The sequence below is a fragment of the Phormidium pseudopriestleyi FRX01 genome (assembly GCF_017313335.1).
Lineage (GTDB): Bacteria > Cyanobacteriota > Cyanobacteriia > Cyanobacteriales > Laspinemataceae > Laspinema > Laspinema pseudopriestleyi.
In genome coordinates, this window is sequence record NZ_JAFLQW010000283.1 from 24,024 (window position 1) to 32,513 (window position 8,490).

Annotated in this window: 5 protein-coding genes and 1 pseudogene; 4 read left to right on the forward strand and 2 right to left on the reverse strand. The window is 45.3% G+C overall.

The features are described 5' to 3' along the window. The first annotated feature begins 72 nt into the window (after positions 1–72). Positions 73–1,113, forward strand: a complete 1,041-nt coding sequence (locus J0895_RS10460) for an amidohydrolase family protein (protein ID WP_207088042.1) — start codon at positions 73–75, stop codon at positions 1,111–1,113. Between the two features lie 282 nt (positions 1,114–1,395). After that, positions 1,396–2,694 (forward strand): family 10 glycosylhydrolase, encoded by a 1,299-nt coding sequence (locus tag J0895_RS10465; RefSeq protein WP_207088043.1) that lies wholly within the window; start codon positions 1,396–1,398, stop codon positions 2,692–2,694. Between the two features lie 524 nt (positions 2,695–3,218). Here J0895_RS10465 and J0895_RS10470 read toward each other — a convergent pair. After that, on the reverse strand, positions 3,219–3,980 hold the full coding sequence (locus J0895_RS10470; protein ID WP_207088044.1) for a hypothetical protein: 762 nt from the start codon (positions 3,978–3,980) through the stop codon (positions 3,219–3,221). Between the two features lie 176 nt (positions 3,981–4,156). Beyond that, positions 4,157–7,762, reverse strand: coding sequence for a PAS domain S-box protein (locus J0895_RS10475; RefSeq protein ID WP_207088045.1), 3,606 nt, complete (start codon positions 7,760–7,762; stop codon positions 4,157–4,159). A 178-nt stretch (positions 7,763–7,940) separates the two neighbouring features. Between J0895_RS10475 and J0895_RS26360 the strand changes: the two genes are divergently transcribed. Together J0895_RS26360 and J0895_RS10480 are read left to right on the forward strand one after the other, a co-directional pair. After that, entirely contained in the window at positions 7,941–8,063 is a 123-nt protein-coding gene (locus J0895_RS26360; RefSeq protein ID WP_277989818.1) for a hypothetical protein, read from the forward strand. Between the two features lie 74 nt (positions 8,064–8,137). Further along, positions 8,138–8,490 (forward strand): annotated as a pseudogene (locus J0895_RS10480) (YdcF family protein); the annotation flags it as partial.

Sequence of the window (8,490 nt, forward strand, 5' to 3'; positions counted from 1 at the left end):
TTCGATACCCTAGATCTAATTAGCTCTCCGAACTCATTGACCCCTCACCCATTTACAAGAGGAGAAGCTGCTGTGGCTTTATATGCTGAACTGCACCGACATCTAGGAGGTTCGGTGGTGCCTCGGGTTCTGTGGCGATACTTTCAGCGTCACGATCGCGAACTGGCGCTAAGGTTTCCCGAATATCCAGGGTTTGAGGAGTTTTACACCAAACCCCGGGATACTCTAGATGAGTATTTAGAACTCCACACCCTGGTTGAAAGTGTCCAAAGCGTCGAAACTCTCCCGTATTTTATCTATCGGTTGATTCGGGGGGCCTATATTTTTGAGAATCTGGCCTATTTAGAACTGCGTTATACCCCCTACCTGCGGACCCCCCATGATTTGAGTCAATCTCAGCGAATCGATCTCATGGCAGAGATTGTGGAGGTGGTGGGAAAGGCGTCGCAGTTGCCGGAATATCCCATCGTCACCCGCCAAATTCTCTGTATGCATTCGCGACTGCCTGATGAGGTGAATCGGGCGATCGTGGACTTGGCGAGTCAGATGCCCCAGTACGTCTGTGCGATCGATGTAGCGGGAGGAGACAATCATTATGGCGATCGCCTCGATGAATTTGTCAAACTCTACGCCTATGCCCGCAATCTGGGTATAAATACCACCGGCCACCTCTACGAAACCCCCGACGGTTGCCATCCGGAACTCCTCCCCTACTTAATGCGAATCGGACATGGGATTCAAATTCCCTTAAAACATCCGGAATTATTACCCGAAGTTGCCCGTCGGGGACAATGTTTAGAAGTCTGTCCCACCACTTATTTTAAAACCGGAACCCTCCAGGATATCCAACAGCTAAAAATCGTATTTGACCGCTGCTTTGAGGCGGGAGTTGATATAGCGATTTGTACGGATAATGCCGGATTACATGATATGCGCTTGCCCTTTGAGTACGAAAGTCTATTAACTCAAGATATTATTGATTTTCGCCAGATGCAAGCCTGTCAGGAAGCGGCATTTCGTCATGCCTTTGCATGGCCTTATCAGCAACCCCCAGCCGAAATGTTAACGGATTTGTTGAAACCGGAATCTATGCCAGTCATGCCCAGGGTTTAGGGTCGAGAATTTCTCCAAAATCAAGGGTGTAATTCTCATCAATCAGGCCCCAATCGGGGCTTTTTTATGGACCAATGAATAGATTGACCGAGGGTGGTGATTTGCCTAGTCTGCTAAGGTCTAAGTCCATCTTGACAAAGGAGCGATCGGCCTCTTATCATTAAAGATAGGGTCGTCCTTCAAAAAATTAGCCAAATCACGTCTTAATCATAACCCTACTGAGATAAAATAAGACACTCTAAAACTCAATTCATTAACTCGAACTTAACTCGTTCATATATTATGCCCCGCCAAAAGAAAGAACCCGGTGGATGTGGTTGTGCCAGCATTCCGTTTTCCGTAATTCTCCTGATTTTAGGTGGTGGTTATTTGTTGTTCACCCAGCGCGAACATTTAAACATCAGTAGATTTATACCCGAAGATTTAAGAAAAAATATTCCCTTAGAAATCAGTCGTTTTATTCCCGAGGATTTACAACAAAAAATTCCCTTTCTGAATGCGTCTAATCCAGCGGATGAGGTACATCAGAATTTGCCCGAGGCTACCCCAACTCCGGAAGCGCCCCCACAACAACCCCGGTTACCCGCCGCCCCAATTTCTAATCCATCTCCCCCCACGCCAACGGCTGAGATTAAACCCCCAGCCAATTTACCAGAAAATCCCCTAACCCCCTCCACTCCTCAAAGTCTTTGGGAACAAAAAGCGATTCGAGGGATTTATTTTAGTCGCTACCAAATCACCAATAATGCGACGGAAGAAACGATTAGAGCCCGGGTCAGGTATTATCGCGATCGCGGGATTAATACCCTCATTCATGGCGTCTGGGGAAATGCTTGCACCATGTACAAAAGTGCAGTTATGCAGGCCAAATTCGGCTATGAGAGTTGTCCCAATGAGTTTGAGGATAAATGGCTGGATTGGTTAATTGACGAAGCGCAGAAACATGACATGGAAGTTCATGCTTATTTTGAGAAAGGGATTAAAATAGATGAAAATAGTCCGGCATTCGATTTAGCTGTTCAGCGGGGGTGGATTGTTCCGGGAGTGGACCGTACCCATCCCGGAGTGGACCATTATGTTTTGAATGTGGGCGTTCCGGAAGTTGGGGAATTTTTCACCAATATTTTAGTCGAGTTTGTCACCAAATATCCCACAATTGATGCCGTGCAGTGGGATGATTATTTAGGGTATCATGCTGAGTTACCGGGACAAGTCGATCGCACCCTGGAATTAACCAACTTTGTTAAAAAAGCGATTTCAGCAACCAAAGCCGCCAATCCATCGGTGAGTTTTGACATTTGTCATCATAACCCCTATTGGGCAAAACGCTACTTTGCAGCAGATTGGGAAAACTGGGGAGTTGATCGCGTGTTTATTCAAGTCTATGCCGATGAAAATTTCGCCGAGGAACTCCCCTATGTAGAGGCTTACGATGGCATTTCTATTACTGAACGGCAATTTAATCGCTTAGAAGAATTAGTCAGGAATCCGAAGGTTGACAATATTTTGCTATTTCCCCTTTCTGGAGAACCGGAAAAAATGGCCGATGAGGTCAACCGTTTGACGAGTAAGATTAAGTAGTGGAAGGAGTTTTCACCCACTATATATAGCAGATCCTTTATCAGTTGTGGAATGCCCTCACCCCCAACCCCCTTCGACCCTTCGACCCTTCGACCCTTCGACTGGCTCAGGGCTCAGGGCTCAGGGCTCAGGACAGGCCTCTCCCAAAGGGGGAGAGGGGAGAAGACAGATGTCATAAATCATTTAGGATTGCTATAGCGTGTCTCAATCAGTTTGACCATTCTAAGAGGAGTGGGAGCGTCTCGCTCCCTTAATTCCGATTTATCAAATTCATTGAGACCCACTATATAGCGCGTCTCAATCAGTTTGTTATAAAAAAGCGAGCAAGATGCTCGCACTCCTCTATTATCTGTACGCGAATGAGTCCGGGAACTACGATAGTTTACTCTAGGCATTGGAGCATCAAAACGATTCTGTTTGTTTTTCATAGTCGTTGAAATCAGAGAATTAGGGGCATTTGATAAATTGCCCCGATCAAGAATAGCGGGGTCGGGGCAAAACTTGAGGGTTCTGGTGATGCTGGATTAATTATCCATCAAGTTAAGGAAAGGTTGGTTTGTTTGGGAGAGGTTCAGATCTAGGCTATACCCTAACTCCAGAGCTTGGTCACGTCTTGACTGATTATTGGAGTATTCTGTGATGTTAATATTATGACAAATTGCCCAGTATAGGGCATCGGATTCCATGAATACACCACCGGGCTGATTACCTGGACTGAGGTTGTTAATGGTGTAGTTATTCCCATCGGAAAACACCACCATTGGACGTTGGATCGAACATAAAACTTTGGTGGAAGCTTCCTGTAATATCCATTCGCCGACGGTTTCACCGAGGGGGACTTTGTAGGTTAAGACTTCGGTGTCGTAGAGTCGTTCCCCATCGGCTTCTTGCTTCAAGTAGGTAAACGTATAGTAAGTCTCCAGGCATTGTCCCATTCGACAATAACTGGTGAGGAGGGTTAAATTTTCATCGATGATTGCGGTTTCGAGCGCTTCTAACCGCATCATTTCGACTTCACTTTGCGCCACCTGGGTTTCAGAATGGGAGGGGACGGAGGTGATTGGAGTTGGGGAAATCGGGACATCTTCTGAAACTGTGAATACTTCTGAGTCGTTAGAAACTACGGAGTCTGTGGAAACAACTTCTGTCTGTGCCGATCGCAAAGGTTGGGTACAGCCTAGGGTAATCCCAACGGCGATCGCCAAGGTAATGATTCGCTGAATCTTGGACGTATTTCCCTGGCAGGCTGGACTGTTGGGACTGGATTGTTGAGACTCTAAATCCATCTTAAATTTCTCTACTTTAAATGCTTATGATGATGATACTTCCTCTCTTAATTTAGTGCAAGTGTAACCCAGCTCCTACTTGTTGATTTCATTGGCTTGATATCGAGATTTGGGAGAGTCGGACTGAGAGGATATAGCGTGAATTCACGGGGGATGGAGTGCTGAACTCTCTCCATTTACTCGGGATGAATGGGGAGGGAAATCAAAAATTCAGTGCCCTTTCCTGGGATGGAAAAGCATTCGAGTTTTCCGCGATGTTTTTCGACGACGATTTGATAGCTGATGGATAAGCCTAAGCCGGTTCCTGCTCCGACAGGTTTGGTGGTAAAAAACGGGTCAAATATTCTCTGTTTGACTTCCTCTGTCATGCCGGTGCCGTTGTCGGAAATTCTGATTTCAATTTGGTTTATCCCTGGGTGGGTTGTTTGAATTCGGATGTAAGGAGCATAATTTTTGGTAGATATGGCTGCATCGGATTTGGTCTGTGTGGCATCCGGTAAAAGGGCTGTATGTTGTTTTGATTTGTTGTTTTTTAGGGGTCGTTCTAAGGCATCGATCGCATTACTAAGCAGATTCATAAATACTTGATTCAGTTCGCCACCATAGCACTCGACTAGGGGCAATGTATCGTATTCTTTAATGATTTTAATTTCACCCCGTCCCGGTTTAGCTTTGAGGCGATTTTGTAAAATCAAGAGAGTGCTATCGATGCCTTCATGGAGGTTAACCGATTTCATTTGAGATTCATCTAAGCGGGAGAAGTTTCTCAGGGAAAGGACGATTTCTCGGATGCGATTAGCTCCAACTTTCATGGAGGATAAAAGTTTTGGAAGGTCATCAATGATAAAATCTAATTCGATTTCTTCTATGAATTCTTGGATTTCAGGGACAGGTTCTGCATAGTGGGTTTGATATAATTCTAATAAATCGAGTAAATTTTGGATATATTCGTTGGCGGGTTCGATATTGCCATAGATAAAGCTAACGGGATTATTGATTTCGTGGGCAACTCCGGCTACCATTTGACCGAGGCTGGACATTTTTTCGGTTTGGATGAGTTGGGTTTGGGTTTTTTGGAGTTCTCGTAAGGTTTGTTGGAGTTGTTGGGCTTTTTCGCGGGCATGGCGGGCGGAGTCGGTGGCGCGGATGTATAGTTCGGCTTGGGAAATGGCGATCGCCACTTGATTGGCGATCGCTTTGAGGAGTAACAGTTCGCGATCGCTCCATCGCCGAGGACCCTGACAGTGACCACAACTGACTAAGCCAATTTCTCCATTTAAGGTTTGAATTGGTAACGCCACAAATGCTTGATAACCCCATGCGGTTTGTAAATTCTGGTAGTCGGAATTCTGGGTCTGGCTCACATCATCTACCCGAATGGTTTCCCGATTCAACAGTTGAGTCATCAGGCAACTCTGTGGATCCGTGGGATAATACCCTAAGAGGCTGGTTAAGTCTGGAGTGTGAGATTCTTTGACCACTTCCCAGCAAGGGGACAGAGTAGGAGTTGCACCATTGTGAGAATCGTTGGGTTTTCCCAATCCTTGGGGACGATACCAGATAAACAAACAGCGATCAACTTGCAACAAGGACCGGATTTCACTCACGGCAGTTTCCAGAATAGTATCGATTTCTAGGGAGTTCCGGATTTGGTCTGTGAGTCGGTTAATTAAGGCTTCTTGTTTGGCGAGTTTCCGATAGCGTAATTCCGATTTGCGTAATTTGGCCTCAGCTTGTTTGCGATCGGTGATATCGCTGGCGATGCCATCGATCCGGAGGGGATTGCCGTCAAAATCGCGCACTAACCGGGTGCGTTGCCGCAACCAGCGCACCTCTCCAGAGGGTCTCACAATCCGATATTCCAAGTCTGTACTGCCGGTTTCCAGGCTAGTTTGAAAAGCCAGATTCACCACGGCTCGATCATTAGGATAAATCACGTCCTGCCAGAGGTTAAAATTTTCAAAAAATGCGGAGAAAGGTCTTTCATAAATTGTTTCCACTGCGGGACTCAAATAGAGCATTTCTGAGGTGGTTCCGGAAATGGACCAGACGACATCATCAATGGAGTGTAATATGCCGTTGAGCCGTTCTTGACTTTGATGTAATGCCTCGGCGACTAACTTCCGTTCCAGGGATTCCCGTTGTAATTGTTCCAATGCTTGCCTTAACTCGAATGTCCGATTTTGGACCCGAGTTTCTAATTCGTCATTGGCTTTTTGTAGAGCCTCTTCCATCCGTTTGCGTTCGGTGATGTCGGCAATGGTTCCCACATAATCGCTGCGGTTGCAGTCTTTGTCGCTTTGGCAGACTGCTTGACCCCAAACCCATCGTTCGGTGCCATTTTCATGTAAAAACCGAAACTCAGATTGGAAAGGTAATTGCTCTTTTACAGACTGATTCCATTCTTGGATCACCCGATCGCGATCGCCCGGATGAATCACCTCAAACCAATCTCCGATTTTGGCTTGGCTTTCGGTGAGTCCGGTAATTTGAGATAAGCGCTCATTCAAGTACAAAAACTGACCTGTTCCACTCATGCGGAAGATGCCCACGGGAGAAATGGATGCCAAGGTATGATAACGATATTCGCTTTCTTGTAGAGCAGCTTCGGCTCGTTTTCGCTCTCGAATATCCTGGGCTAAACAGACGATTGCCTGAATTTCACCCGCTTCTTCTCGCATCACTGAGGCAGAAAAATAAACGGGAATAATTTGTCCATCTTTGCTCAAAAATTCTACTTCTTTTCGACCAATTAAACTATTGGTTATTCCGGTTTGAGTCGCTAATTCATCGTATGTAAGTCGGTCTTTCAAGAGGGTGCTGATAGACCGCCCTAATAGTTCTGTGTCGTTTTCATAACCCAGCAAGAATAAGGTTGCAAAATTAAAGTCTCGAATCGTTCCATCCGGGTTTAAGATAATTAAAGCATCAAGGAGTGATTTAAAAATATTATCAACATAGTGCTTGGATACGGTCTTTTTGTTGAGTTCCTCTGCCATGCTATTAAAGGCATTCGCTAAAACACCAATTTCGCTGCTATTGTTGATATTAACACGGACATTTAATTTACCTTGTCCGATGGCGATCGCTGCATTTTTAAGCTGAATAATCGGTTTGGCAATATCTTCGGCTAATAACAAACCTAAACTAATAGCTAAAAGCGCAATTAAAACAATTAAAATTAAATTAACAAACTTAGCCTGATAGGTTTGTTTTGCCAGCAGTTTTTGGTCTTCTTTCAGGTCGAAAACTGCTTTTTCTGCTTGAGAATTTATTTTGCTTGTAAAAACAATTTTTATTTCTTCTAAGTTTCTATAATTAGTTAAAATTGGCGAATTTATATTTTGAGATTTTAATTCAATAATTTCTTTGGCAATTCGGTCAATCTCTTCGATGATTTGCTTGAGATCTTCCAGGAACTCTCGCTCCTCTCCGGTGCTCGGGGTTAACCGGTCTAATTGAGCCAGAGCTCTTTCTAGAGTTTGATGGGCTTCTTGATATTCACCAGATTTTCCCTCTACGAAACTAGAGGCATTGTTTCGTTTTTCACCCAACCCCTCTAGTTCGGATTGGAGTAAAGCATAGGAGGTAACTTCGGTGATCATCCGCACCAAAGTTACTTTGATTTCCTCTAGGGCAACAATTTTGGGTACTTTATGAATAGAAATTTCCTCAATCCTTTGACTGATGGTTTGGTTAGAATTGACATGAGTAATGCCCAAAACAGCGACAACGGCTGTTAATCCCAAAAAACTGGAAACCAATTTTGTTTGTAATTTCATCTTTTTTTGAACAAAGAATAAAAATCAAGGGAAATATCCGAACCCTTAATCTAGGGATTAGGTCGAGGGAGCATGGACCCAACTGGGGTCATGAATCGCTCCGATAGAGGTAGGCGATCGCTGCTGAATATCCCCGGGTAGACTCACAGGCAAAGCGCTTTTTGAGATTAACCCGGGTATGGCAGCAACGAGAGACCGATTACCGATCGCCTCTTTTATTAGTTTTGATGCCGAAGAACTCCTCCCTCGATTCAGAACAGTCGCCTGGGAACCTCAAAAGGGGTTCATTCGCACTCCCTGAGTCAGAATGGAGGAGGCGGCGGTTGGTGCTACCCTATTCTAAGAGTTCCCGCTTGACCTGTTGGTTTGACTAGAATGTTTTTATTTCTTTCCAAGCTGCTTCCCATCTTCATTTACCCCCTCGGACTCAGTTGCTTATTGATGCTGGTGGCATTAGTAACCCTCTGGAGACGACCCAAATTGGCATCTGCGGCGATCGCCTCGGCATTGGTGATATTACTCCTCAGCAGTAATGGATGGGTTGCCAACGGCATCGCCCAATCCCTGGAATGGCAGCATTTACCCTCGGGGGAACTCCCCAATGCAGCGGCAATTGTGGTATTAGGTGGCGGCATCAAACCGGCAATTTACCCCCGTCCCTGGGTGGATGTCAGTGAAGCGGGCGATCGCGTCCTTTATGGGGCCGAACTCTACAACCAGGGCAAAGC